Source organism: Pseudomonas sp. B329, from assembly GCF_023127835.1.
GTDB lineage: Bacteria > Pseudomonadota > Gammaproteobacteria > Pseudomonadales > Pseudomonadaceae > Aquipseudomonas > Aquipseudomonas synxantha_A.
Window position 1 is genome coordinate 57,415 of record NZ_SPKP01000012.1, and the last position, 23,245, is coordinate 80,659.

At 60.8% G+C, this 23,245-nt stretch carries 24 protein-coding genes; 11 read left to right on the plus strand and 13 right to left on the minus strand.

Annotation, left to right across the window (positions count from 1 at the left end; all coding sequences use genetic code 11):
* The first annotated feature begins 4 nt into the window (after positions 1-4).
* The 5 genes from pqqA (at position 5) to pqqE (ending at position 3,221) form a co-directional block, all read left to right on the plus strand.
* On the plus strand, positions 5-79 hold the full coding sequence (gene pqqA, locus E4P00_RS08935) for a pyrroloquinoline quinone precursor peptide PqqA (RefSeq protein ID WP_003194766.1): 75 nt from the start codon (positions 5-7) through the stop codon (positions 77-79).
* A gap of 71 nt (positions 80-150) precedes the next feature.
* Positions 151-1,062, plus strand: coding sequence for a pyrroloquinoline quinone biosynthesis protein PqqB (pqqB, locus tag E4P00_RS08940; RefSeq protein WP_103735240.1), 912 nt, complete (start codon positions 151-153; stop codon positions 1,060-1,062).
* 11 nt (positions 1,063-1,073) lie between these two features.
* The gene (pqqC, locus tag E4P00_RS08945) at positions 1,074-1,826 is read left to right on the plus strand and encodes a pyrroloquinoline-quinone synthase PqqC (RefSeq protein ID WP_017138042.1); all 753 of its coding nucleotides are present in this window, start codon (positions 1,074-1,076) and stop codon (positions 1,824-1,826) included.
* Positions 1,823-2,098, plus strand: coding sequence for a pyrroloquinoline quinone biosynthesis peptide chaperone PqqD (gene pqqD, locus E4P00_RS08950; protein ID WP_032879124.1), 276 nt, complete (start codon positions 1,823-1,825; stop codon positions 2,096-2,098). The genes pqqC and pqqD overlap by 4 nt, the downstream gene beginning before the upstream one ends.
* Positions 2,070-3,221 carry a pyrroloquinoline quinone biosynthesis protein PqqE gene (pqqE, locus tag E4P00_RS08955; protein WP_005792079.1) on the plus strand — a complete coding sequence of 384 codons (1,152 nt, stop codon included), beginning with the start codon at positions 2,070-2,072 and terminating at the stop codon, positions 3,219-3,221. Before pqqD ends, pqqE begins: the two co-directional genes overlap by 29 nt.
* A 5-nt stretch (positions 3,222-3,226) precedes the next feature.
* On the opposite strand, the gene E4P00_RS08960 is transcribed toward pqqE, so the two are convergent.
* The 4 genes from E4P00_RS08960 to E4P00_RS08975 all read right to left on the minus strand — a co-directional run bounded on the left by E4P00_RS08960 (position 3,227) and on the right by E4P00_RS08975 (position 5,642).
* Positions 3,227-3,385, minus strand: coding sequence for a YqaE/Pmp3 family membrane protein (locus E4P00_RS08960; RefSeq protein WP_003194776.1), 159 nt, complete (start codon positions 3,383-3,385; stop codon positions 3,227-3,229).
* 93 nt (positions 3,386-3,478) lie between these two features.
* Positions 3,479-3,799, minus strand: a complete 321-nt coding sequence (locus E4P00_RS08965; protein ID WP_032879122.1) for a DNA-binding transcriptional regulator — start codon at positions 3,797-3,799, stop codon at positions 3,479-3,481.
* Complete coding sequence (locus tag E4P00_RS08970) at positions 3,783-4,148, minus strand: type II toxin-antitoxin system RelE/ParE family toxin (RefSeq protein WP_032879120.1); 366 nt, start codon at positions 4,146-4,148, stop codon at positions 3,783-3,785. The genes E4P00_RS08965 and E4P00_RS08970 overlap by 17 nt, the downstream gene beginning before the upstream one ends.
* 225 nt (positions 4,149-4,373) lie before the next feature.
* Entirely contained in the window at positions 4,374-5,642 is a 1,269-nt protein-coding gene (locus E4P00_RS08975) for an aminotransferase class III-fold pyridoxal phosphate-dependent enzyme (protein WP_216090391.1), read from the minus strand.
* A gap of 209 nt (positions 5,643-5,851) precedes the next feature.
* On the opposite strand from E4P00_RS08975, the gene E4P00_RS08980 reads away from it, so the two are divergent.
* Complete coding sequence (locus tag E4P00_RS08980; protein ID WP_005792083.1) at positions 5,852-6,751, plus strand: LysR family transcriptional regulator; 900 nt, start codon at positions 5,852-5,854, stop codon at positions 6,749-6,751.
* Between the two features lie 226 nt (positions 6,752-6,977).
* Here the strand turns inward: E4P00_RS08980 and E4P00_RS08985 are convergent, their stop codons facing one another.
* The 9 genes from E4P00_RS08985 to bioB all read right to left on the minus strand — a co-directional run bounded on the left by E4P00_RS08985 (position 6,978) and on the right by bioB (position 17,389).
* Positions 6,978-8,756, minus strand: a complete 1,779-nt coding sequence (locus tag E4P00_RS08985) for an acyl-CoA dehydrogenase C-terminal domain-containing protein (RefSeq protein WP_078822486.1) — start codon at positions 8,754-8,756, stop codon at positions 6,978-6,980.
* A 143-nt stretch (positions 8,757-8,899) separates the two neighbouring features.
* Positions 8,900-10,189: a GGDEF domain-containing protein gene (locus E4P00_RS08990; RefSeq protein WP_032879116.1), complete on the minus strand. Its 1,290-nt coding sequence runs from the start codon at positions 10,187-10,189 to the stop codon at positions 8,900-8,902.
* 218 nt (positions 10,190-10,407) lie between these two features.
* On the minus strand, positions 10,408-12,213 hold the full coding sequence (locus E4P00_RS08995; protein WP_248131213.1) for an acyl-CoA dehydrogenase C-terminal domain-containing protein: 1,806 nt from the start codon (positions 12,211-12,213) through the stop codon (positions 10,408-10,410).
* 334 nt (positions 12,214-12,547) lie between these two features.
* Positions 12,548-12,829, minus strand: a complete 282-nt coding sequence (locus tag E4P00_RS09000) for a pyrroloquinoline quinone biosynthesis protein PqqE (RefSeq protein ID WP_078822488.1) — start codon at positions 12,827-12,829, stop codon at positions 12,548-12,550.
* Positions 12,830-12,934: 105 nt separating this feature from the next.
* Entirely contained in the window at positions 12,935-13,615 is a 681-nt protein-coding gene (gene bioD, locus E4P00_RS09005) for a dethiobiotin synthase (RefSeq protein ID WP_078822489.1), read from the minus strand.
* Positions 13,612-14,424 carry a malonyl-ACP O-methyltransferase BioC gene (gene bioC / locus E4P00_RS09010; protein WP_078822490.1) on the minus strand — a complete coding sequence of 271 codons (813 nt, stop codon included), beginning with the start codon at positions 14,422-14,424 and terminating at the stop codon, positions 13,612-13,614. Before bioC ends, bioD begins: the two co-directional genes overlap by 4 nt.
* Entirely contained in the window at positions 14,417-15,148 is a 732-nt protein-coding gene (locus E4P00_RS09015; protein ID WP_248131215.1) for an alpha/beta fold hydrolase, read from the minus strand. The genes bioC and E4P00_RS09015 overlap by 8 nt, the downstream gene beginning before the upstream one ends.
* Complete coding sequence (gene bioF / locus E4P00_RS09020) at positions 15,141-16,322, minus strand: 8-amino-7-oxononanoate synthase (RefSeq protein WP_248131218.1); 1,182 nt, start codon at positions 16,320-16,322, stop codon at positions 15,141-15,143. The genes E4P00_RS09015 and bioF overlap by 8 nt, the downstream gene beginning before the upstream one ends.
* 11 nt (positions 16,323-16,333) lie before the next feature.
* Positions 16,334-17,389 (minus strand): biotin synthase BioB, encoded by a 1,056-nt coding sequence (gene bioB / locus E4P00_RS09025; RefSeq protein ID WP_005792092.1) that lies wholly within the window; start codon positions 17,387-17,389, stop codon positions 16,334-16,336.
* 92 nt (positions 17,390-17,481) lie between these two features.
* Here bioB and E4P00_RS09030 point away from each other — a divergent pair, with 92 nt between their 5' ends.
* From E4P00_RS09030 to rarD, 5 genes are all read left to right on the plus strand, one after another.
* On the plus strand, positions 17,482-18,219 hold the full coding sequence (locus tag E4P00_RS09030) for a ComF family protein (RefSeq protein ID WP_248131220.1): 738 nt from the start codon (positions 17,482-17,484) through the stop codon (positions 18,217-18,219).
* A gap of 57 nt (positions 18,220-18,276) precedes the next feature.
* Positions 18,277-19,041, plus strand: coding sequence for a TOBE domain-containing protein (locus E4P00_RS09035; RefSeq protein WP_216090395.1), 765 nt, complete (start codon positions 18,277-18,279; stop codon positions 19,039-19,041).
* Between the two features lie 70 nt (positions 19,042-19,111).
* Positions 19,112-21,010 (plus strand): PhoX family phosphatase, encoded by a 1,899-nt coding sequence (locus E4P00_RS09040; RefSeq protein ID WP_078822492.1) that lies wholly within the window; start codon positions 19,112-19,114, stop codon positions 21,008-21,010.
* A gap of 169 nt (positions 21,011-21,179) precedes the next feature.
* A complete protein-coding gene (locus E4P00_RS09045; protein WP_078822493.1) occupies positions 21,180-22,154 on the plus strand; it encodes a serine/threonine protein kinase in 975 nt (324 codons plus the stop codon).
* A gap of 126 nt (positions 22,155-22,280) precedes the next feature.
* Positions 22,281-23,165, plus strand: coding sequence for an EamA family transporter RarD (gene rarD, locus E4P00_RS09050; protein WP_005792097.1), 885 nt, complete (start codon positions 22,281-22,283; stop codon positions 23,163-23,165).
* Positions 23,166-23,245: the final 80 nt, after the last annotated feature.

Here is a 23,245-nt window from a genome sequence, read left to right on the forward strand (position 1 = left end):
GAATATGACCTGGTCCAAACCTGCTTACACTGATCTGCGTATTGGTTTCGAAGTCACCATGTACTTCGCCAGCCGTTGATTGGCTGAGTAATACAACGCCTCGGTTCGCCCGGGGCGTTTTTGTTTTGAGCTGCGCTTGATGGAGAGATCATGTTTGTCCAGATTCTAGGTTCCGCCGCCGGCGGTGGCTTCCCGCAGTGGAACTGCAACTGCGTGAACTGCGCAGGCTTTCGCGATGGCAGCCTGCGGGCCCAGGCGCGCACCCAGTCGTCCATCGCGATCTCCGACGACGGTGTGAATTGGGTACTGTGCAACGCGTCGCCGGATATCCGCGCGCAACTCCAGGGCTTTGCGCCCATGCAACCCGGGCGCGCCCTGCGCGATACCGGTATCAGCGCAATCATCCTGATGGACAGCCAGATCGACCACACCACTGGCCTGTTGAGCCTGCGGGAAGGCTGCCCGCATCAGGTATGGTGCACCGACATGGTCCATGAAGACCTGAGCACCGGGTTCCCGTTGTTCACCATGCTGACCCACTGGAACGGCGGCCTGGCCTGGAACCGCATCGAACTGGACGCCAGCTTCACCATCCCGGCCTGCCCCAACCTGCGTTTCACCCCACTGCCGTTGCGCAGCGCAGCGCCGCCCTACTCGCCGCACCGCTTCGACCCGCACCCTGGTGACAACATCGGCCTGATCGTCGAAGACCTGCGCACCGGCGGTAAACTGTTCTACGCCCCGGGCCTGGGCAAGGTCGACGCGCCGCTGCTGGATATCATGGGCGGCAGCGATTGCCTTTTGATAGACGGCACGATGTGGGATGACGATGAAATGCAGCGCCGTGGCGTCGGCACCCGCACCGGTCGCGAGATGGGCCACCTGGCGCAGAACGGCCCGGGCGGTATGCTCGAAGTGCTGGAGCAGTTGCCCAAGCAGCGCAAGGTGCTTATCCACATCAACAATACCAATCCGATCCTCGATGAAGATTCCCCCGAGCGAGCCGAGTTGGTGCGGCGCAATGTCGAAGTGGCGTACGACGGCATGAGCATTGAATTGTAGGAGCCACTGAAATGACTGACACACCGCTGACGACCGCCGAGTTCGAAGCAGCCTTGCGGGCCAAGGGCGCCTTCTACCATATCCATCACCCCTACCATGTGGCGATGTATGAAGGCCGCGCTACCCGCGAGCAGATCCAGGGCTGGGTCGCCAATCGCTTCTATTACCAGGTGAACATTCCTCTGAAAGACGCCGCGATCCTGGCCAACTGCCCGGACCGTGAGATCCGCCGCGAGTGGATCCAGCGTTTGCTCGATCACGACGGCGCACCGGGGGAAGACGGCGGTATCGAAGCCTGGCTGCGCCTGGGCCAGGCTGTTGGCCTCGACCCGGACCAGCTGCGCTCCCAGGAACTGGTGCTGCCCGGCGTACGCTTCGCGGTGGACGCCTACGTCAACTTCGCCCGCCGCGCCAGTTGGCAGGAAGCTGCCAGCAGCTCGCTGACCGAGCTGTTCGCGCCGCAGATCCACCAATCGCGCCTCGACAGCTGGCCGCAGCACTACCCGTGGATCGACCCGGCCGGCTACGAATACTTCCGCACCCGCCTGGGCCAGGCTCGTCGCGATGTGGAACATGGCTTGGCGATCACCTTGCAGCACTACACCACCCGCGAGGGCCAGGAGCGCATGCTGGAAATTCTCCAGTTCAAACTGGATATTCTATGGAGCATGCTCGATGCAATGAGCATGGCCTACGAACTCAAACGCCCGCCCTATCACAGCGTGACCGAGCAGCGGGTGTGGCATAAAGGGATCACCCTATGAGCTTTGATCGCAGCAAAATACCGACCTGGCGCCAGGGCTACCGTTTCCAGTATGAGCCTGCGCAAAAAGGCCATGTGCTGCTCTATCCGGAAGGCATGATCAAGCTCAACGACAGCGCCGCGTTGATCGGCGGTTTGATCGACGGCGAGCGCGACGTGGCAGCCATCATCGCCGAGCTGGACCAACAATTCCCCGGCGTACCGGAGCTCGGTGAAGACATCGAGCAATTCATGGAGGTCGCCCGTGCTGAGCACTGGATCACCCTTGCCTGAAAAACCCGCCATCGGCTTGCCGCTGTGGCTACTGGCCGAGTTGACCTATCGCTGCCCGCTGCAGTGCCCGTACTGTTCCAACCCGCTGGATTTCGCCGAGCAGGGCAAAGAGCTGAGCACCGAGCAATGGATCAAGGTGTTTCGCGAAGCCCGCGAGATGGGTGCCGCACAGCTGGGGTTTTCCGGGGGTGAACCACTGGTGCGACAGGACTTGGCCGAACTGATCGCCGAGGCCCGCAAGCTGGGCTTCTATACCAACCTGATCACCTCCGGTATCGGCCTGACCGAGCAGAAAATCAGCGACTTCAAAAAGGCCGGGCTGGACCATATCCAGATCAGTTTCCAGGCCAGCGACGAACAGGTGAACAACCTGTTGGCCGGCTCGAAAAAAGCCTTCGCGCAAAAACTGGAAATGGCCCGTGCGGTCAAGGCACACGGCTACCCGATGGTGCTGAACTTCGTCACTCATCGGCACAATATCGACAAGATCGACCGCATCATCGAACTGTGTATCGCGCTGGAAGCGGATTTTGTCGAACTCGCCACCTGCCAGTTCTACGGCTGGGCGCAGCTTAATCGCGTGGGCTTATTGCCGACCCGAGACCAGTTGGTGCGCGCCGAACGCATCACCAATGAATACCGCGCCAAACTGGAAGCCGAAGGTCATCCGTGCAAGCTGATCTTCGTGACACCGGATTATTATGAAGAGCGCCCTAAAGCCTGCATGAACGGCTGGGGCAGCATCTTTCTGACGGTGACACCGGACGGCACCGCCCTGCCCTGTCACGGCGCGAGGCAGATGCCGGTGCAGTTTCCCAATGTGCGCGACCACAGCATGCAGCACATCTGGTACGACTCGTTTGGTTTCAATCGCTTTCGCGGCTACGACTGGATGCCCGAGCCCTGCCGCTCATGCGATGAAAAGGAAAAGGATTTCGGCGGCTGCCGTTGCCAGGCGTTCATGCTCACCGGTGACGCCAGCAATGCCGACCCTGTATGCAGTAAGTCCGAGCAGCACGGCATCATCCTGCAGGCACGGGAAGAAGCCGAACATGCCACCCAGACCATCGAGCAACTGGCCTTTCGCAATGAGCGCAACTCACGGCTCATTGCAAAAGGCTGAGGGCTTCAACGCTTGGCGATGATGTACACCGCGTGGATGATGCCAGGGAAGTAACCGCACAGGGTCAGCAGGATATTCAGCCAGAATGCACCGCCGAAGCCTACTTGCAGGAACACACCCAGTGGCGGCAGCAGAATAGCGATGATGATACGAATAATGTCCATGGGTCAGCTCCAGAAAATCGGCTCGTGTGAGCCGTGTAGCTAATCGACATTGGCGGTTCGTGAGGGTTCAGTGGATTCTGGCATCGGGCCATCTCACGCCAGAATCTGCAGACCATGCTTCTTCACGACGCTCAACAACTTGAGTGCCATGCCGCTGGGCCGTTTCTCGCCCGACTCCCATTTTTTGACCGTGGAAGCACTGGTGTTCAGGTAGCGGGCAAATACAGGTTGGCTGACATGGCTGCTTTCACGCAGTTGCTTGATCTGTTCGGCAGGGATTTGGTCCGGCATGGCAGATAAGCATGCTTCATCATATTCTCGAAGCGTGGTTTTGCTGATGGCGCCGATGGCATGAAGCGCTTCGGCAGACTGATGAATGGACTCAAGCGCCTCACTTTTATACTTCTTGGTCATGATGTATCTCCACAAACTCCCTGAGATCCAGCATGCGCTGAATCTGTGCTTCGTTTAACCCTTCATAAGTTTTGGCAAGTGTTCGAAACCAGACAAGTTCGCTCTGCGTTATATTGCTTTGATCCTGCTTCGCGAACAGAAACTGATAAACCCAATAATGCCTGCCCTTGGCCAATACAACAGACCGATGCCGATTCTGGTTGAGACGTTTTTTCCAGACACCACCTCCCAGATTATCTGCCTGCCCCCTCAACATTTCGCCAAACGCCTTCCTCAACTCAGAATCGCAGATCCAGACTTTAGTGGCCGCCTCGGCAAATCGCCTTGTTTTGAACAACCTGAGCCTCATGGAGATCCCTTCCTAAAACATACCACCCAGTGGTATAGATTAAAAGTCGAGCACGTCGTGCCCCTCCGGCAGTCCTTGCCGACGCTCGCTAAAAAGCCATCGTTTCCAAAGAGACTCAATAAACGTTTTCACACCAGAAATTACTCAGGCAAAAAAACGCCCCCAGCCAAAAGAATCAGGCTGAGGGCGCCGCGTATACCGCGAGACGGTTCAGGAATTGGACGGTTAAACAGCAATGCCCTTTCGGCATTGCAGTTGCGCGGTGCGCACCCGTGAGAAGGCGCGGGCCAGGCGCAGGAGCATTTCGTCGATGTTGCTTTTGCTCACCGTCAGCGCCGGTGTGAAGCGCAGGCAGTCGGGTTGCGGCGCGCTGAGGATCAGTCCCTCTTGCAGCGCGGCTTTTACCACCGCATCCGCAGAATCATCCGATAAGGTAAGCCCCCACATCAGGCCATTCCCGCGCAATGGGCCATGGCCGTAGCGATAGGCCAGGCGGGCAAGCCCTTCGCCCAGGTGACAGCCCAACACGCGTACATGCTCAAGAAAACCGCGCTCAAGCACGGTATCGGTGACGGCCAACCCAGCCGAGGCCATCAATGCATTGCCATGATGGGTGCCTTCCAGCTCACCCACTTCAAAGCAACAGGCCTTGCCCCGTGCCAGCAGCGCCGCCAACGGCACACCGCCGCCCAGGCCCTTGCCCAGGGTGATGATGTCGGCATGCACGCCGTACTGTTGCTCGGCAAGCAAGGTGCCACAGCGGCCCATGCCGGTTTGCACTTCGTCGAGGATCAGCAGGATCCCCAGTTCGCGGCACAGCCGCTCGACGCCTTTGAGATAGTGTTCGGTCGCCGGGATCACGCCGGCTTCGCACTGGATCGGTTCCAGCAGAATGGCCACCGTCTGGGCATCCACGGCAGCATGCAGGGCGGGAAGATCATTGAAGGGAACGTGACTGAAGCCCGACAATTGCGGTTCGAAGCGGTTTACCAAGGTACCAGCCGAAGCGGCTAGCGTAGCGAAGCCATGTCCATGGCAACCGTTGCTGGCGCTGATAATGCGATAGGCCCCGCCACGGTGCAGTTGCCCCCACTTGCGCGCCAGTTTGATTGCCGCCTCGCAGGCTTCCGCGCCGCTATTGAGCAGGTAAGCCTGGTCGCTGCCGGTATGCTGGCAAAGGCGCTCGACGAGATTGAGTTGGGCACGGTTATGCAGGCCATTGCCGGGATTGATCAGCGCCTGGGTTTGCGCAGCCAGGGCCTTGATCAATACCTGTGGGCTATGGCCCAGGCTGTTGGCGGCATTGCCTTGGCTGAAGTCCATATAGGCACGCTCATCACTGTCCCACAGCCACGAGCCCTGGCCTCGCACAAACACTTGAGGTGGGCGCGCCACAGTGGGCATCAAATGCTCGGTTGAATGCGTGTCGCGTGGGGCATCCTGGATCAGGTCATCCAGGCTCGGGGCGGGGCGGCGGATGTTGAACAGATTCACAACTTACCCCCATTGGCAACCTGACCTTGGTGGTTACGGCCGGACCATTGCACCTGAGGTTTTTTTGCCTTGCCTATGTAAACGCTATCAACAAAAACGCTGTTCATTGTCCGATCCGGCCCTGTAAGCCCTGCGAATAGGCGCTAGACTAGGCGTCTCGGGGGCCAGCGGCCATTTCGATTTTCCAGCTTTTTCGATAAGTAAGCCTTATGGATTTCAAGCAACTGCGTTATTTCGTCGCGGTGTATGAGGAAGGCCACGTAGGGCGTGCTGCGGAGCGTCTTTCGATCTCGCAACCGGCCTTGTCACAACAGATTCGCCAGCTGGAGCAGAACCTTGATGTAAGTCTGTTCGAACGCAGCAGCAAGCGGCTGCTGCCGACCCTGGCGGCGCACACCTTATACAACCACGCGTTGCCGCTCATTGATGGCATGCAGCAAGCCGTCGAAGCGCTACGCAACTTCAAGGGCCAGGCCATGCGGACCCTGGCCATCGGCGTGCTGCAAACCGTGCACACCAGCCTGGTGCCGCAAATGCTTGAGCGCGTGCGCAAGGCCCAGCCTCATTTGGTGGTGCAGATTTACGAGCTGACGGGGCTTGAGATTGAGCGGCGGTTGCTCAACGGCTCCCTCGACATTGGCATCAGCTACCTGCCACCACGCCAGCCAGGCCTGCACGGTGTGCTGCTGTATGAAGATGAGTTGAAGGTGGTGATTCCCGACGACCATCCGCTGCGCGAATTCAAGAAAGTCTCGCTCAAACAAGCTGCCGAGTTACCGATGCTGCTGTTGGGGGAGGAGTTTCAAGTCAGGCAGATCTGGCAGGGCCAGTTGGCCAACCTGGGGCGGCGCCCGCAGGTGCAAGCGGAGCTCAACACCATGGTGGGAATACTCGACAGCCTGCCCCACACCAAGCTGGCGACGGTGCTACCGGGGCGTTCCCAGGACGAACACAACAGCCAGGCGCTTTTGTGGAAACCCTTGAGCGAACCGAGGGTGCCATTGAAGGTGGGGCTGGTGTGCCGCGATGTGCAACGCCAACAGGCCACCGTCGCATTGCTGCGCACCCTGCTGGAAGACGTGATGAATGCCCCGCAGGCAAGCGCCTGACTTTTTCGCGGGCAAAAGAAAACCCCGCCGAAGCGGGGCTTTGCAGACTGTTTCCCTGACATCCATTTCACTCCGCCGTCCTGGCAGAATCCTACGTGTCCGTGTTGTTGCTTTGCGCTTCCTGCGCGACGTCCATGTGAAGTAGATTATCCGTGGATCCAATTTGGCGATAGAGGACGATTAGCAGCACGTCATGTAAGAGATTGCTTACACGCCCTACAGGCCCTTAAAACAGTGCTTCATCCATCAGGAACAACGATTCGCTACCGGCTTTTACCGACGCGCTCAACGAATGAATGCGCGGCAGCAGACGGGCAAAGTAGAAACGTGCAGTCCCCAATTTGCTGGCGTAGAAAGCCTCCTCGGCCTCTTTGCCCAACGCGGCCTTGGCCATGCGCGCCCACATATAGGCGTAGGCCATGTAGCCGAATGCATGCAGGTACTCCACCGACGCTGCGCCGATTTCATTCGCGTTGCTCTTGGCGCGGTCCAGTACCCAGGCCGTCAATTCATCCAGGTTATCCACCGCTGCGCTGAGCGGCGTGGTGAACTCGGCCAGCTCGGCCCCCGATTCAGCGATGAACTGGCGGATCTCATCGGCGAACAGCGTGTAGAACGCACCGCCGCTGCCGACGATCTTGCGTCCCATCAAATCCAGCGCCTGAATGCCGTTGGTGCCTTCGTAGATCTGGGTGATGCGCACGTCACGCACCAACTGCTCCTGGCCCCATTCGCGAATATAGCCATGGCCACCAAACACTTGCTGGCCGAGCACAGTGGTTTCCAGGCCCAGGTCGGTGAGGAACGCCTTGGCCACGGGTGTCAACAACGCCACCAGGTTATCGGCGCGCTCGCGCGCCTGCGCATCGTCGCTGAACTTGGCGATGTCCAACTGCGTCGCCACGTAGGTGGAGAACGCACGACCGCCTTCGTTGGCCGCCTTCATGGTCAGCAGCATACGGCGTACGTCCGGATGCACGATGATCGGATCTGCCACTTTATCCTTGGCCTGTGCACCCAGCGGGGAGCGGCTTTGCAGGCGGTCGCGGGCGTATTCAATCGCGTTCTGATAGGAGCGCTCGCCGGACGCCAGGCCCTGGATGCCCACCCCCAGACGCTCGTAGTTCATCATGGTGAACATCGCCGCCAGGCCACGGTTAGGCTCACCGACCAGATAACCCACGGCTTCGTCGAAGTTCATCACGCAGGTCGCGGACGCCTGGATCCCCATCTTGTGTTCAATCGAACCGCAGGTCACCGGGTTGCGCGCGCCGAGGCTGCCGTCGGCGTTCACCATGAACTTGGGCACCAGAAACAGCGAGATGCCCTTGGGCCCCGCCGGTGCATCCGGCAGTTTGGCCAGCACCAGATGGATGATGTTCTCGGTCAGGTCGTGCTCGCCACCGGTGATGAAGATCTTGGTGCCGCTGACCTTGTAGGAACCGTCCGCCTGAGGCTCGGCCTTGGTGCGAATCATGCCCAGGTCGGTGCCGGCATGGGCTTCGGTCAAGCACATGGAACCTGCCCACTCACCGGAATACATCTTCGGCAAGTACGCGGCCTTGAGCTCTTCGCTGGCGTGGGTGTTGATCGAGACACAGGCGCCGGAGGTCAGCATCGGGTACAGGCCGAATGCCAGGCTCGACGAGTTGATCATTTCTTCAACCTGCGCCGACACCGCCTTGGGCATACCCATGCCGCCATAGGTCGGATCGCCGCCCACACCCACCCAGCCGCCTTCGGCGTAGGTCGCATAAGCCTGGGGGAAACCGTCCGGGGTACGCACCGCGCCGTCGGTCCAATGGCAGCCTTGCTCATCGCCGCCGCGGCTCAAGGGCGCGATGGATTTGGCGGTAACCTTGCCGGCCTCTTCGAGGATCGCCTCAACGGTTTCGGCATCAACGGTGTCTGCCAATGCCGGCAGTTCGGCCCAAGTCTTGGCGACTTCAAAAACTTCGTTGAGGACGAAGCGCATATCACGCAACGGCGCTTTGTAATCAGCCATGGCAAACCTCGTGGGAACATGAAAAGTGATTCGATAGGATCGGTTTTACAGACCCCGAGTGTACCCGAACAACTTTTCAGACACATAGGGTCTGCTTGTGACTATCTGGTATTTTTAAGTCACAGTAAATACAGCGCGCTGACTCAACCCGCAGCGCTTTGCGTGCGCACCGCGCCACGACGGGTTTGCCCGGCCGCAATCACGCAGTTACGCCCGGCGCCCTTGGCGGCGTACAGCGCCTGGTCGGCGGACTTGAGCACCTCTTCAGGGTTACGCTGCTCGGCCTGACGCTCGGCCACGCCGATGCTGACCGTCACCGACACGCTGGAGGCTCCGCTGCCCGCACGCCGTTGACGGCCTTGGTGGTCGTCATGAGGACGATCCGGGTTACGCAACTTGATGGCGTAGCCGGCAATGATCTCGCGAATCTCCTCCAGGTGCGGCATGCATTCATCCAAGGTCTTGCCGGCAAACACCACGGCAAATTCTTCACCGCCATACCGGTAGGCGCGCCCGCCGCCGTTGACCTTGGACAGCTTGCTCGCCACCAGGCGCAGCACCTGGTCGCCCACGTCGTGGCCATGGGTGTCGTTGAAACGTTTGAAGTGATCAACGTCACTCATCGCCAGCACATAGTTGCGCCCCAGCCGTTGCATGCGTTCGTTGAGGGCGCGTCGTCCCGGCAAGCCGGTCAGTTCGTCGCGGAACGCCATTTGATAGGCTTCGTGGGCCACACCGGCAGCAATCATCAACATCACTTGGCTGCACATGATGTTGAGGGTGAACGGCAGGATGAAGGTTTGCGGCAACATCCAGAACAGGCCCAAAAACCCCACCAATTGGGCGGCGTGCAGCGGGCGCGGCTGATACCAATACTGGGCGGCCAGGGTAAGGAAGCCGATCAGGAACATGGGATAGGACAGCTGGATCAGGCTCATCCACGCGCCATGCAGCATCGGCCAGCGAATCTCCGCCAACCAGCCCAGCAAAGCCTGGGGGAAACTTTGCTCCAGGGCCAGCGCCACACTGCCCACCGCCAGCAACACCGCGCAGCGGGCGACGAAGTCACGGAACAGATGGGTTTTTTCCTGCCACAGCGCATAGATGCTGAACAGCAACGGCAACAGCAGGCAACACAGGTGGAACACCACCGCGGCGTCGTCACGCACGCGGCCATTGTCGCGGTAGAAATCGGTCTGGGTATCCAGCAGGAAATAGGCGACGTACACCGTGATCATCAGGAACAGTTCACGCTGGCGCCGATAGACCGCGCAGTACGCGCCGCCGAGCAGCAGGACCAGGGTCGGCAACACGTTGAACAGCGAGGTGAAGAAGACGTTGAGGTCCTTGACGTACGCAGCCGAAAGCCCGGCCAGCAACAGCAGCAGCGAAGGTAGGAAATGACTGAAACGTACAGCAGACACGCGTGACAAGGGTAAAACTCCGACCCGCAAAATAATGGCACTGTGCCTTCATGCAGTCAGTTAAGCACAATCGGACTGACACGCATCACATTGCCACTACTGTAACGGCAGCGGGTTGTAATCCCTGAGTGCATCACTGCGGTTTTTTATGCCCGCACTCTGTAGGAGGGCAAAAAAAACCGCCGCGTCCCGAAAGAGGCGGCGGTTGCAGAAAGAACCGGTAAGGCTTAGTAAGCCAGGCCGAAGTCTTCTTCTTTCATGTCCATCAGGTTGTTGGCGCCCGACAGCATGGTCGCCACGTGGGTACGGGTACGCGGCAGGATGCGCTGGAAGTAGAAGCGCGCGGTCTGCAACTTGGCGGTGTAGAACGCCTCTTCGCTGGTACCGGCAGCCAGTTTCTCGGCGGCCAGGCGCGCCATGTCGGCCCAGAAGTACGCCAGGCACGCGTAGCCGGAGTACATCAGGTAATCCACCGAAGCGGCACCGACTTCTTCGCGGTCTTTCATCGCGGCCATGCCGACCTTCATGGTCAACTCGCCCCACTCTTTGTTCAGTGCCGCCAGCGGTGCAACGAACTCTTTAACCGCGTCGTTACCTTCGTTGGCCTGACAGAACTTGTGCACAATCTTGGTGAAGCCCTTGAGCGCTTCGCCTTGGGTCATCAGTACTTTGCGGCCGAGCAAGTCCAGGGCCTGGATGCCGGTGGTGCCTTCGTACAGCATCGAAATACGGCTATCGCGCACGTTCTGTTCCATGCCCCACTCGGCGATGAAGCCGTGGCCACCGTAGATCTGCACGCCGTGGTTGGCCGATTCAAAGCCGACTTCGGTCATGAACGCCTTGGCGATCGGGGTCATGAATGCCAGCAGGCCATCGGCCTGTTTCTTGGCTTCGTCATCGGTGCCGTACTTGACGATGTCCACTTGCTTGGCGGTGAAGTACACCATCGCGCGGTTACCTTCGGCGAAGGCTTTCATGGTCAGCAGCATGCGGCGTACGTCTGGGTGCACAATGATCGGGTCAGCGGCTTTGTCAGGTGCTTTAGGGCCGGTCAGGGAGCGCATCTGCAGGCGATCACGCGCATATTTCAGGCCACCCTGGAAGCCGATTTCGGCGTGGGCCAAGCCTTGCAGGGCAGTGCCCAGGCGAGCGGTGTTCATAAAGGTGAACATGCAGTTCAGGCCTTTGTTCGCCGGGCCGATCAGGAAACCGGTGGCTGCGTCGAAGTTCATCACGCAGGTGGCGTTGCCGTGGATGCCCATCTTGTGTTCCAGGGAACCACAGCTGACCGCATTGCGCTCGCCCACCGAACCATCGGCGTTGGGCAGGAACTTGGGCACGATAAACAGCGAGATGCCTTTGGTGCCGGCCGGTGCGTCCGGCAGGCGGGCCAGTACGATGTGGACAATGTTGTCGGCCATGTCGTGTTCACCGGCCGAGATGAAGATCTTGGTGCCGGAGACTTTGTAGGAACCGTCAGCCTGAGGCTCGGCCTTGGTGCGCAGCATGCCCAGGTCGGTACCACAGTGTGGCTCGGTCAGGCACATGGTGCCGGTCCATTCGCCCGACACCAGCTTGGTCAGGTAAGCGTCTTGCTGCTCGGGGGTGCCGTGCTCGGAAATGGTGTTCATCGCGCCATGGGACAGGCCAGGGTACATGCCCCACGACCAGTTGGCTTCGCCGACCATTTCGCTCACCGCCAGGCCCAGGGACTCCGGCAAGCCCTGGCCACCGTGCTCCACGTCATGGGCCAGGCTCGGCCAGCCGCCTTCGACGAACTGTTTGTAGGCTTCTTTGAAACCGGTAGGGGTCTTAACGCCTGACTCACTCCAGGTACACCCTTCGATGTCGCCCACGCGGTTCAGCGGTGCCAGCACTTGCTCACAGAACTTGGCGCCTTCTTCGAGGATGGCGTCGACCATGTCCGGGGTAGCGTCCTGGCAAGCCGGCAGGCTCTGATAGTGCGCTTCATAACCGAGCAGTTCGTCACGAACGAAGCGAATATCACGCAAGGGGGCCTTGTAGTCAGGCATAGCGATAAACCTCTGCTGATGTATCTGGGATGAACAACCGCGTGGATTTGTTATGGCGGTCAAACAGGTGTTTGAAACATACGTTTACGACCCAGGGTTGTCAAGCGTCGGCCAGATGCCGTTTGTCTTGACGCAGGTCATCGCCAGGCACGGCAAGGCCTGCGGCGGGATGCCACTGCAAAAAACGAATAGAGAACTAGCTCAGGGCCAGGCACAGGCGAATGTAGGAGGGGGCTTGCTCCCGATAGCGGTAGGTCAGCTATGAATGGGCACGCTGATACACCGCATCGGGAGCAAGCCCCCTCCCACATTTTTAATTGAGTTCAGCAGGGGATCAGGCGTAGGTATCGATCAACGTACCGAGCATTTCATCCGAAGCCTTGGCGACTTTTGCCCCCAGCTCGACTTGAAACTTGCCCTGGGCCATTTCCACCATATTGCTCGCCGAGTTTGACGCTTGGGCGCGGTCATTGGCTTGCAGACGATCGCTTTGCGCGGCCGATGGCTGGGCTGTTGCGGCGCTGGCAATCTTGCCGGCCGCCTGGTCGACACGGTTCTGCCCGGTCTGAATACTGCTCAGGCCCGAATAAAACGCGCTGCTTCCAGAGATTTCCATGGCTTAAGCCTGCCTTGAGAGAATCGTGAAGGTGGATTGAAGCAGACATACCGGCAAAAGGCTCGTCAAAAACACTAATGGCATAATGCCTCGCGATAGCCAAAATCAGTCAAGCAGGTCCAACTCCAGGTACTCCGCCACGGCGGCGGCACCGGCATCCTTGAGCTTCGGCACTCGCCCCAGGCAGGGCGCCGGCAAGCGCTCGGCCAGGGTGGCGAGGTTTTCTTCCAGACGAGAGGTCTTGGGATCGATGATATTCGCCACCCAGCCGGCCAGCGGCAAGCCGTCCCGTGCGATTGCTTCGGCGGTCAACAGCGCGTGGCTGATGCAGCCCAGGCGCACGCCCACCACCAGGATCACCGGCAATTTGAGCGCGATGGCCAGGTCAGACAGGTTGGCCTGATCGGCCAAGGGCACGCGCCAGCCGCCCGCCCCTTCGATCAAGGTAAAGTCGGCTCCACGGGCCAGGATCTGTTGCATCGGCTTGAGCAACGATTGCACCGTCAGCCCCACGCCCGCCTCGCGCGCAGCCAGATGCGGCGCGATAGCCGGCTCGAATGCCACCGGGTTGACCTCGGCATAACTGAGCGGCAATGAGCACTCGGCCAACAACGCCAGGGCATCGGCATTGCGCAAGCCCTGGGCAGTCAACCGGCACCCCGACGCCACCGGCTTCCCGGCGGCCGTGCTTTTGCCCGCGAGCCTGGCAGCATGCAACAGGCCGGCCGCGATAGTGGTCTTGCCCACATCGGTGTCGGTGCCGGTGATGAAGTAAGCGACGCTCATAGCGGTTTCTCCAGTACGGCGTACACCACCTGATACGTGGCGGGCAGGCCCTGAGCCTGACGGAACTGCTCGTATGCGTCTACCAGTGCAACAATCCGCGCGCGCCCCGTCAAGCCGCCGGGGCGGCCGGGGTTGAGGTTATGGGCGCCCAACGCTTTGAGCTCGTGGGTCAGGCTGCGCACATCCGGGTAATGCAGCACATGGGGCTGTCGCGCGAGACTCACCACCCGCAAGCCGCTGGCCGCACATAACTGCTGATAAGCCTCGAAGGTGCGAAAGCGATTGACGTGAACCAAGCCGTCTACCGCTCGCCAGCTTTCGCGCAGTTCATCCAGGGTACCCACGCACAGGCTCGCGAACGCCAACACACCGCCAGGTTGCAATACGCGCTGAGCTTCGCTGAGCACTGCATCGAAGTTGGCACACCATTGCACGGCGAGGCTCGAGAAGAGCAGCTCGAAGCTGTCAGCCTTCAGCGGCAAGCGTTCAGCATCGCCAGCCATGAAATGCGCGGCACCACCCAACGGACGCGCGTGGTTGAGCATGCCTTCGGCGATATCCAGCGCCACGCCCTCGCTCCCGGGCAAACGCTCACCCAGCACGCGACTGAAATACCCTGTGCCGCAACCCATATCCAGCCAGCGTTGTGGCGAAAGCTCGCTGGGCAAACGGCGGAGCAACTCATGCCCTACTGCGCGCTGCAACTCGGCCACGCTGTCGTAGCTGGCCGCTGCACGGGAGAACGAGGCAGCAACCTGGCGCTTGTCCGGCAAGGCACCCGGCAAACAAGGGTGGGATAAGTCAGTCATCAACACACTCATGCAAAAAAGCCTGGATGGCCCCCGCTACACCGTGGGGGTCTTCCAGAAGAAACGCGTGACCGGCCTGTTCAATCAGGCCGACTTCTACATCCGGGAGCAACGCCAGCAGGTCACTGGCGGCTTCGGCAGGTACCAGCCCATCCAGGCCGGCAAACAGATGCAACTGCGGCCCGCGAAATGCCTGCAAGGCCGCGCGGGTATCCAGTTGGGCCAGCAGCTCCAGGCCGGGCATCAACACGCTGGGGGCGGTATGCGGCGCACCGCTGACCAGCAAGCGCGAGAGCCCGCGAGGCTCTTGCGCGCCCTTGGCACACAACAGGCCGAACCGCTTGAGGGTCACCTCGGAGTCAGCGTGACAGCCCGCCAGGAAAGCATCGAAGGTCTCGGCGGGCATCCCGTGGGGCCAACCGTCATGGGCGACGAAACACGGGTTGCTCGCCAGGGTCAGCAAACCGCAGCAACGTTCGCCCCGGCGCGCCGCCAACTCTGAAGCGAGCATCCCACCAAGCGACCAGCCCCCGAGCCAGACGTCGTCCGCCAGCGTCGCATCGAGCTCGTCAAGCCACTCATCCAGATCACTGGAATCCAGCGCCGGCAAGGGTTCGATCTGTACCCGCAGGTGCTCGTTGAGGCCCTGCAGTGCCGCGGCCAACGGTTCCAGCGGCGACACACCGAGACCCCAACCGGGCAGCAGTATCAGGCGATCACGCATGGTCGGGCTCCGCTGCGTTCAACAACCGGAAACATTGCTCTAATCCGTTTAACAATAGCTGCACCTGCGCTTCGCTGTGCGCCGCCGTCAATGTCACGCGCAACCTTGCACTGCCGGCCGGTACAGTCGGCGGGCGGATTGCAGTCACCATCAGCCCACGCTCGCGCAGCATCTGTGACAGCTGCAACGCCCGGGCGCTGTCGCCAATCAGGATTGGCTGGATCGGCGTAAAGCTGTCCATCAATGCCAGGCCCATCTGCTCGGCACCGCGGCGGAACTGGCGGATCAACCCGTTGAGGTGCTCACGCCGCCAGTGTTCGCTGCGCAGCAACTCCAGGCTTTTGAGGGTGGCGCAGGCCAGTGCCGGTGGCTGGCTGGTGGTGTAGATATACGGCCGGGCAAACTGGATCAGGCTTTCGATCAAGTCTTCACTGCCTGCCACAAATGCCCCGGCGGTGCCGAAGGCTTTGCCCAAGGTGCCAACCAGCACCGGTACATCGTCCTGGCTCAAGCCAAAATGTTCGACGATGCCGCCGCCATGGGCACCCAGCGGGCCAAAACCATGGGCATCATCTACCATCAGCCAGGCACCTTTGGCCCTGGCTTCCCGGGCCAGCGCTGGCAGGTCGGCCAGGTCGCCGTCCATGCTGAACACACCATCGGTGACCACCAGCGTACTGCCGGTGGCCTTTTCCAGGCGCTTGGCCAGGCTGCCGGCGTCGTTATGCAGGTAGCGGTTGAACCGCGCCCCGGACAATAAGCCGGCATCCAGCAACGAAGCATGGTTGAGGCGATCTTCCAGCACCGTATCGCCCTGCCCCACCAGCGCCGTGACCGCGCCCAGGTTGGCCATATAGCCGGTGGTAAACAGCAACGCACGCGGGCGCCCGGTCAAGTCAGCCAGGGCTTCTTCCAACTCATGGTGCGGCGTGACGTGGCCCACCACCAAATGCGAAGCGCCGCCACCCACGCCCCAACGGGCCGCCCCGGCACGCCAGGCTTCGATCACCTGCGGGTGATTGGCCAGGCCCAGGTAATCGTTGTTGCAGAACGCCAACAATGGCTGGCCATCCACTACCACTTCGGGGCCTTGGGGGCTCTGAAGCAACGGGCGTTGACGGTATAGATGTTCGGCACGGCGGGCAGTGAGGCGCGCGGCGAGATCAAAAGACATGCTGGCCTCGATCAAACAGCGGCGTTATAGAACTGCTCGCTGCTCTTTTGCTCCACCAGCGCCTGCTCGATCGCCGCCTGATGCACTTCATCGGCGTGCTCTTCCCGAGCTTCGGGCAGGATGCCCAGGCGTGCGAACAGCTGCATGTCCTTGTCAGCCTGAGGGTTGGCGGTAGTCAGCAATTTATCGCCGTAGAAGATCGAGTTGGCGCCGGCAAAAAACGCCAGGGCCTGCATCTGCTCGTTCATGGCTTCGCGGCCAGCGGACAGGCGCACGTGGGATTGCGGCATCAGGATGCGCGCCACCGCCAGCATACGGATGAAGTCGAAGGGATCGATGTCCTCGGCGTTTTCCAACGGCGTACCGGCCACCTTCACGAGCATGTTGATCGGCACCGACTCCGGATGCTCTGGCAGGTTGGCCAGTTGGATCAGCAGGTTGGCACGGTCGTCGAGGGACTCGCCCATGCCGAGGATGCCGCCCGAGCAGATCTTCATCCCCGAATCACGCACGTAGGCCAGGGTTTGCAAGCGCTCGCTGTAGGTACGGGTGGTGATGATCGAGCCGTAGAACTCTGGCGATGTGTCGAGGTTATGGTTGTAGTAATCCAGGCCGGCCTGGGCCAGCGCTTCGGTCTGGTCCTGGTCGAGACGACCCAGAGTCATGCAGGTTTCCAGGCCCATGGCCTTTACGCCTTTGACCATCTCCAGCACGTAGGGCATGTCTTTGGCCGACGGGTGTTTCCACGCCGCGCCCATGCAAAAGCGCGTCGAGCCGATGGCCTTGGCGCGGGCGGCCTCTTCGAGGACCTTCTGCACCTCCATCAGCTTCTCTTTTTCCAGGCCGGTGTTGTAGTGACCCGACTGCGGACAATATTTGCAATCTTCCGGGCAGGCGCCGGTCTTGATCGACAGCAGGGTCGATACCTGCACGCGGTTGGCGTCGAAATGCGCGCGGTGCACGGTCTGCGCCTGGAACAACAGGTCATTGAACGGCTGCACGAACAGGGCTTTGACTTCGGCCAAAGACCAGTCGTGACGCAGGGTGGCAGAGGTGCTGGCGCTCATGGGCGATTCCTTGATTATGCTTTGGCTAACGCTGCGGGAAGGGCAATACCCACAGGCACGACACGGATGCTCGGCATATTTAAGGAAGATTCATGCACTGTCAACCTGAGTACAAACACCAAGTTTACATCTGGTCAAAAAACAAACAGATCTGTCTGATCTGTGACGAATGCACAGACTCCGCCGAAAATGTATGCAATACCTGCGAAACAGAACTGCCATGGCTGCTTGAGCATTGTGAACAGTGCGCCTTGCCTTTGCCGATGGACGGGTTGATCTGCGGCCAGTGCCAAAAACACCCTCCGGCCTTTAACCAGGTGATCGCACCCTGGACCTACAGTTTTCCCATCGACACCCTGGTCAGCCGCTTCAAGCATCAGGCTCGCTGGCCGCTGGGCCACATGCTGGCGCGCCTGCTGGGGCAGCACTTGCAGCACCGCTTCGATAACGCCGAACTCAACCGCCCCGACTATCTACTGCCGGTCCCCATGGCCCGCAAACGCCTGCGCCAACGCGGCTTTAACCAGGCGCAGATGGTGGCTCGCTGGCTCAGTAGCGCGCTCGACATTCCCCTCAATGAGCACGCGCTGCTGCGCCCGCTTGAAACCGTGGCGCAGCAAGACCTCGACGCCAAGACGCGTAAGCGTAACCTGCTCAACGCCTTTGCCCTGGCGCCCGGCGCTCAAGTCGCAGGGCAACACCTGGCGCTGGTGGACGATGTACTCACCACCGGCGCTACCGCCCACAGCCTGGCGCGGTTATTGATGGGCGCCGGCGCACGCCAGGTCGATGTCTACTGCCTGGCCCGCACCCCCAAACCCGGCCCCTGACTTGACTCCCCTGCTTCAGGGCGGCAACGTCGGCTTATCTCATCCAAGCGTATGCCCATGTCTCTGCCCAGCCCACTCAGCCAGCACATCATCCGTCGCCCCCAACGCATTGCCTTGCTGGGGCATATCGCCGAGCAGGGCTCCATCACCCGTGCCGCCAAAAGTGCGGGGTTGAGTTACAAGGCCGCCTGGGACGCCATCGATGAACTGAACAACCTGGCGCAAAAACCGCTGGTGGAACGCAGCGTCGGTGGCAAAGGCGGTGGCGGCGCCAAGCTGACGCAAGAAGGTGAACGAGTGCTGCGCCTTTATCAGCGCCTGCAAGTGCTGCAGGCCGAGCTGCTCGGTTCGGACGAAGCGGCCAGTGACTTCAACCTGCTCGGCCGCTTGATGCTGCGCACCAGTGCACGCAACCAATTGCACGGCCAGGTCATCGCCATCGACAGCCAGGGCCGCAACGACAGGATTCGACTGCAACTGGCCGGCGACCTGTACCTCGACGCCCAGATTACCCACGACAGCACCCAACGGTTGGAGCTGCAGGCTGGCGTGGAAGTGGTCGCCCTGATCAAAGCGGGATGGCTGGAGTTGCGGGCGATCGGGCACCCAGAAACACCTGGACACAATTGCATGAGCGGTGTGATCGAGACGATTCTCGACGCCGAGGACGGCCCCAGCGAGGTGCGTATCGCCTTGCCCAACGGCCAGGTGTTATGCGCGCTGGCACCGCCCGCTGCACTCCTGGTACTCAACGCTGCCGAGGGCCAGCCGATCCAGGTGCAATTCGCACCCAGCAATGTGCTGCTCGGGACCCCGGTATAACGTCTTCAGGCTGCAACAATTTGGTCACAACCGCTCCTTAAGGTATCTGCAAAAATCGCGGGAGCCTGAGATGAGCCTATTAGAAGAAAACCAAGCCACTGACCTTGAACAAATGGTCGGCCTGACCCGCCGTCGCTTTATCGGCGCGGGCGCCCTGTGCGGCGCCGCGATGTTCCTCGGCGGTAACCTGCTGAGCCGCAGCGCCCTGGCGGTGAATGCTGCCTCCGCCAGCCCGCTGCTGGGTTTTACCAGCATCGCCGCCGCCACCAGCGACACCATTACCCTGCCCCCTGGCTACAGTGCTTCGGTGCTGATCAGTTGGGGCCAGCCGCTGCACAAGAACGCCCCGGCTTTCGACCCGTCGGGCAATGGCACGGCCAAGGCCCAGGAACAGCAATTTGGCGACAACAACGACGGCATGAGCCTGTTTCCGTTCCCGGGCGACGACAACCGCGCCTTGATGGCGATCAACAACGAATACACCAACTACCGCTACCTCTACGCCCACGGCGGCGCGCCACAATCGGCCGAGGAGGTACGCAAGGCCCTGGCCAGCGAGGGCGTGTCGGTGATCGAAGTACGGCGCAAGGGCGACACCTGGCAGTTCGTCCAGGACTCACGCTACAACCGGCGCATCCATGGCAACTCACCAATCCGCTTGAGCGGCCCCGCTGCCGGCCATGACTGGTTGAAAACCACTGCCGACAAAACCGGCAAGAAAGTCCTGGGTACGTTCCAGAACTGCGCCAACGGCAAGACACCGTGGGGCACCTACCTGACCTGCGAAGAGAACTTCACCGACTGCTTCGGCAGTAGCAACCCGCAGCAAGCGTTCGACGCCGGGCAGAAACGCTACGGCGTAGTGGCCGCCAGCAAAGACATCAACTGGCACCCGCACGACCCACGCTTCGACATGGCCAAGAACCCCAACGAACTCAACCGCCATGGCTGGGTGGTGGAAATCGACCCGTTCGACCCGCAATCCACTCCGGTCAAGCGCACGGCCCTGGGCCGCTTCAAACATGAAAACGCGGCGCTGGCCGAAACGCGCGACGGCCGCGCCGTGGTGTACATGGGCGACGACGAACGCGGCGAGTTCATCTACAAGTTCGTCAGCCGCGATCAGATCAACCACAGCAATCCGAAAGCCAACAAAGACCTGCTCGACCACGGCACCTTGTACGTGGCCATCTTCGATGCGGGCGACGGTAACGCCGATCATCCCAAGGGCAAAGGCCAATGGGTTGAACTCACCCATGGCAAAAACGGCATCGACGCCGGCAGCGGTTTCGCCAACCAGGCAGAGGTGCTGATCCATGCGCGCCTGGCCGCCAGCGTAGTGAAGGCCACGCGCATGGACCGCCCGGAGTGGATCGTCGTCAGCCCCACCGACGGCCAGGTCTACTGCACCCTGACCAACAACGCCAAGCGCGGCGAAGACGGCCAGCCGGTGGGCGGCCCCAACCCGCGAGAGAAAAACGTCTACGGCCAGATCCTGCGCTGGAAAGCCGACGCCGATAACCACGGCGCCACAGACTTTACCTGGGACCTGTTCGTAGTGGCCGGAAACCCGGGCGTGCACGGTGGTACGCCGAAGGGCGGCTCGTCCAATATCAACCCACAGAACATGTTCAACAGCCCCGACGGCCTGGGCTTCGACAAGGCCGGGCGCCTGTGGATCCTCACCGACGGCGACTACAGCAACGCGGGCGACTTTGCCGGCATGGGCAACAACCAGATGCTGTGTGCCGACCCGAGCACCGGGGAAATCCGCCGTTTCATGGTCGGGCCGGTGGCGTGTGAGGTCACCGGGATCAGCTTTGCGCCGGATCAGAAGACGTTGTTTGTGGGGATTCAGCATCCGGGAGAAACCGGTGGTTCGACTTGGCCTGAACATCTGCCGAACGGCAAGCCGCGTTCGTCGGTGATGGCGATTCGGCGGGATGATGGCGGGATCGTAGGCGCCTGACAGGGCCTCATCGGGGGCAAGCCCCCTCCCACAATTCTGAATTGCGAATACATTCAAATGTGGGAGGGGGCTTGCCCCCGATTGCAATAGCACAGCCACCACCTATCCCAGCCCCGGTGCGTTACCATACCCGGCCGGACGCGGCGCCCTGCTGCGCGCAGGAGTTCGCATGGCTCACCCGTTTGAAACACTCACCCCTGATCTGGTCCTCGACGCCGTCGAAAGCATCGGCTTTCTCAGCGATGCGCGCGTGTTGGCGCTCAACAGCTACGAAAACCGCGTGTACCAGGTGGGCATCGAAGACGCCGAACCGCTGATCGCCAAGTTCTACCGGCCCCAACGCTGGACTAACGAGGCGATCCTCGAAGAGCACCGCTTTACCTTCGAACTGGCCGAGTGCGAAGTGCCCGTGGTGGCCCCGCTGATTCACAACGGCGAGAGCCTGTTCGAACACGCAGGTTTCCGCTTCACCCTGTTTCCCCGCCGTGGCGGCCGCGCGCCGGAGCCAGGCAACCTCGACCAGCTTTATCGCCTTGGGCAGTTGCTCGGCCGTTTGCACGCCGTGGGGTCAACCCGCCCGTTCGAACATCGCGAAGCCCTGGGCGTGAAGAACTTCGGTCACGATTCCCTCAACACCTTGCTCGAAGGCAACTTCATTCCCAAAAGCCTGTTGCCGGCCTATGAATCCGTGGCCCGCGACCTGCTCAAGCGTGTGGAAGAGGTTTATAAAGCCACGCCGCACAAGAACATCCGCATGCACGGCGATTGCCACCCCGGCAACATGATGTGCCGCGACGAGATATTCCATATCGTCGACCTCGACGACTGCCGCATGGGCCCGGCGGTGCAAGACCTGTGGATGATGCTCGCTGGCGACCGCCAGGAATGCCTGGGCCAGCTGTCGGAACTGATGGACGGCTATCAGGAGTTCCACGATTTCGACCCCCGCGAACTCGCCCTGATCGAACCGTTGCGCGCCTTGCGCCTGATGCACTACAGCGCCTGGCTGGCACGGCGCTGGGACGATCCGGCGTTTCCCCACAGCTTCCCGTGGTTTGGCACCGAGCGGTATTGGGGCGACCAGGTGCTGGCGTTGCGTGAGCAACTGTCGGCGCTCAATGAAGAACCGCTCAAACTCTTCTGACTGCTTTGCTTTATGTGGGAGCGAGCCCCCTCCCACATAAAAATCCCCATTGCCAAGCAAGTCCCCATTGTCTGACAAATATCCTTACAATCGCGCTTTGTTAGCTGCCTAAGCAAGGATTCTGCAATGCAAGCCGCCAACCCTCGCAAGGGGTACATCCTGGGCCTGAGCGCCTACGTCATCTGGGGTCTGTTCCCGCTCTATTTCAAAGCCATCGCCAGCGTGCCCGCCGCCGAGATCATCGTGCACCGCGTGCTGTGGTCAGCGCTGTTCGGCGGCTTGCTGTTGATGGTGTGGAAGCACCCTGGCTGGTTTCGCGAACTGCGTGACAACCCCAAGCGCCTGGCGATCCTGGCACTCAGCGGTTCGCTGATCGCGGCCAACTGGCTGACCTATGTGTGGTCGGTGAACAGTGGGCGCATGCTTGAAGCCAGCCTGGGTTACTACATCAACCCGCTGGTGAATGTACTGTTGGGTATGTTGATACTCGGTGAACGCCTGCGCCGCCTGCAATGGGTGGCGGTGGGGTTGGCGGCGGTCGGTGTGGCGCAACAAGTGTGGCAGGTGGGTAGCTTGCCATGGGTGTCGCTGGCGCTGGCGTTGACGTTCGGTTTTTACGGCTTGATCCGTAAACAGGCCCCGGTCAAGGCACTTCCGGGGCTGGTGGTGGAAACCTGGATGCTGGTGCCGATTGCCGTCGCCTGGTTGCTGTTCAATCCATCGGCCCACAGTGCACAACTGGAATTCTGGAGCACCTCCGAAGCCTGGTGGTTGGTGGCCGCAGGTCCGGTAACCCTGATTCCATTGGTCTGCTTTAACGCCGCAGCACGGCATTTGCCCTATACCGCACTGGGCTTTTTGCAGTACGTGGCGCCGACCCTGGTGCTGTTGGAAGCGGTATTGCTGTTCGGCGAACACCTGGCGCCGGCCACGCTGATTGCCTTCGCCTTCATCTGGGCCGGGCTGGTGATCTACAGCGTGGATGCATGGCTGACGGTGCGCAAACGCTGATCAAATAACGCACAAACCTTTGCAAGCCACGGCGCCCGTGGCTTGCAGCGTTTCACCCCAAGGTTATCCACAACCTGATC

Excerpts from the sequence above, each read along its gene's own strand:
- E4P00_RS09015 (WP_248131215.1), bottom strand. The coding sequence starts at position 15,148 with ATGCGTGATCGCCTGATACTGCTGCCCGGTTGGGGTCTCGGTGTGTCG.
- E4P00_RS09035 (WP_216090395.1), top strand. The coding sequence starts at position 18,277 with ATGTCTCTGCCCAGCCCACTCAGCCAGCACATCATCCGTCGCCCCCAA.
- E4P00_RS09040 (WP_078822492.1), top strand. The coding sequence starts at position 19,112 with ATGAGCCTATTAGAAGAAAACCAAGCCACTGACCTTGAACAAATGGTC.
- rarD (WP_005792097.1), top strand. The coding sequence starts at position 22,281 with ATGCAAGCCGCCAACCCTCGCAAGGGGTACATCCTGGGCCTGAGCGCC.
- bioD (WP_078822489.1), bottom strand. The coding sequence starts at position 13,615 with ATGAGCGTCGCTTACTTCATCACCGGCACCGACACCGATGTGGGCAAG.
- pqqC (WP_017138042.1), top strand. The coding sequence starts at position 1,074 with ATGACTGACACACCGCTGACGACCGCCGAGTTCGAAGCAGCCTTGCGG.
- E4P00_RS08960 (WP_003194776.1), bottom strand. The coding sequence starts at position 3,385 with ATGGACATTATTCGTATCATCATCGCTATTCTGCTGCCGCCACTGGGT.
- E4P00_RS09000 (WP_078822488.1), bottom strand. The coding sequence starts at position 12,829 with ATGGAAATCTCTGGAAGCAGCGCGTTTTATTCGGGCCTGAGCAGTATT.
- bioC (WP_078822490.1), bottom strand. The coding sequence starts at position 14,424 with ATGACTGACTTATCCCACCCTTGTTTGCCGGGTGCCTTGCCGGACAAG.
- bioF (WP_248131218.1), bottom strand. The coding sequence starts at position 16,322 with ATGTCTTTTGATCTCGCCGCGCGCCTCACTGCCCGCCGTGCCGAACAT.
- E4P00_RS08985 (WP_078822486.1), bottom strand. The coding sequence starts at position 8,756 with ATGGCTGATTACAAAGCGCCGTTGCGTGATATGCGCTTCGTCCTCAAC.
- E4P00_RS08970 (WP_032879120.1), bottom strand. The coding sequence starts at position 4,148 with ATGAGGCTCAGGTTGTTCAAAACAAGGCGATTTGCCGAGGCGGCCACT.
- E4P00_RS09045 (WP_078822493.1), top strand. The coding sequence starts at position 21,180 with ATGGCTCACCCGTTTGAAACACTCACCCCTGATCTGGTCCTCGACGCC.
- E4P00_RS08965 (WP_032879122.1), bottom strand. The coding sequence starts at position 3,799 with ATGACCAAGAAGTATAAAAGTGAGGCGCTTGAGTCCATTCATCAGTCT.
- E4P00_RS08980 (WP_005792083.1), top strand. The coding sequence starts at position 5,852 with ATGGATTTCAAGCAACTGCGTTATTTCGTCGCGGTGTATGAGGAAGGC.
- E4P00_RS08995 (WP_248131213.1), bottom strand. The coding sequence starts at position 12,213 with ATGCCTGACTACAAGGCCCCCTTGCGTGATATTCGCTTCGTTCGTGAC.
- pqqB (WP_103735240.1), top strand. The coding sequence starts at position 151 with ATGTTTGTCCAGATTCTAGGTTCCGCCGCCGGCGGTGGCTTCCCGCAG.
- pqqD (WP_032879124.1), top strand. The coding sequence starts at position 1,823 with ATGAGCTTTGATCGCAGCAAAATACCGACCTGGCGCCAGGGCTACCGT.
- E4P00_RS09030 (WP_248131220.1), top strand. The coding sequence starts at position 17,482 with ATGCACTGTCAACCTGAGTACAAACACCAAGTTTACATCTGGTCAAAA.
- bioB (WP_005792092.1), bottom strand. The coding sequence starts at position 17,389 with ATGAGCGCCAGCACCTCTGCCACCCTGCGTCACGACTGGTCTTTGGCC.